1 protein-coding gene and 1 pseudogene are annotated in these 1,315 nt (G+C 47.6%); both read right to left on the bottom strand.

The window, feature by feature from the left end; all coding sequences use genetic code 11:
* Positions 1–1,099, bottom strand: a pseudogene (locus tag R7E47_RS24535) (ATP-binding cassette domain-containing protein); the annotation flags it as partial.
* Positions 1,100–1,115: 16 nt separating this feature from the next.
* Positions 1,116–1,315: RbsD/FucU domain-containing protein (locus tag R7E47_RS24530; RefSeq protein ID WP_318085316.1), on the bottom strand; the 200-nt coding region annotated here is incomplete at its 5' end.

The raw sequence follows: 1,315 nt of genomic DNA, 5'->3' as shown, positions 1-1,315 counted from the left end.
GGATTTGTACGCCTTTGGTTAGCTTATCCAATGCACACAGAGACATGTTCTCTTTCACGGACAAACCCAGCACCAGACCATCCCCTTTGCGGTCTTCCGAGATGTAAGCGATGCCATTTGCCAAGCCATCTTGCGGGCTAACCGGATTAATGGTTTTGTTATCGCGATTGATAACGCCATGCTCGCTTGGTAGCGCGCCGTAAATCACTTTCATTCACTCGGTCCGGCCTGCGCCCATCAAACCAGAGATACCCAAAATCTCACCGCGTTTAAGCGTGAAGCTCACATCGTGAACGCCAGAGCCTGTCAAGCCAATCACTTCAAGGCATGTCTCGCCGTGCTTTACATCAATACGCGGGTATTGCTCTTCTAATTTACGGCCAACCATCATTTCGATTAAGCCGTCTTCATCCGTGTCTGCTACTCGGCATTCACCGATAAATTTACCGTCACGAAGCACGGTAATGTCGTCACAGATTTCAAAGATTTCTTTCAGGCGGTGTGAGATATATACAATGCCGCAGCCTTGCTCACGAAGCTCATTAATCACTTTGAACAGAGATTCGGTTTCTGTATCTGTAAGCGCATCGGTTGGTTCATCCATGATGATGACTTTCGATTCAAACGAGAGCGCTTTAGCAATTTCCACCATTTGTTGCTCACCCAAACTTAGATCACCAAGCAAGGTTTTCGAGCTGTGTTTTACGTTCAAACGTTGTAGAAGTCTGTCCGCTTCCGCGTACATTTTGCTCCACTGAATGCGCCCCATAGAACCGGTAAATTCACGACCGAGAAAAATGTTCTCAGCGATTGTCAGTTCAGGGATTAAGTTCAACTCTTGGTGAATAATGCTGATGCCCGCTTCTTGAGAATCTCGCGGACCTTTAAATGCAGCAGGTTGATCCTGATACTGGATGCTACCCGCATCCATATGGTAAAGACCGGTCAGCACTTTCATCAAAGTTGACTTGCCTGCCCCATTTTCGCCCATGAGCGCCATAACACGACCTGGGTATACGTTCAGGCTCGCTTTATCTAGCGCCTTTACACCTGGGAACGCTTTTTCGATTTCGCTCAGTTGTAGAATGGCTTGAGTCATAATCTGTCCTCAATTCTCAGGCGTAAAAAACCACGCCCGCTTGGAAAATCACGTTCGCGTACGGTGTGCATTCACCGGTTCGAACCACTGCGCGACTTTGCTCGGTGCGTGCTTTAAAGGCCTCGTGCGAAACGTATTTGATTTCAATCGATTTGCCCGTTTCCTCACTCTCTTTGCTCAACTCTTTAAGCAGTGCTTCATGAATAACAGGACTGA

The organism is Vibrio sp. Vb1026 (assembly GCF_033338745.1).
Lineage (GTDB): Bacteria > Pseudomonadota > Gammaproteobacteria > Enterobacterales > Vibrionaceae > Vibrio > Vibrio alginolyticus.
This window is presented reverse-complemented; position numbering and strand designations above follow the sequence as displayed.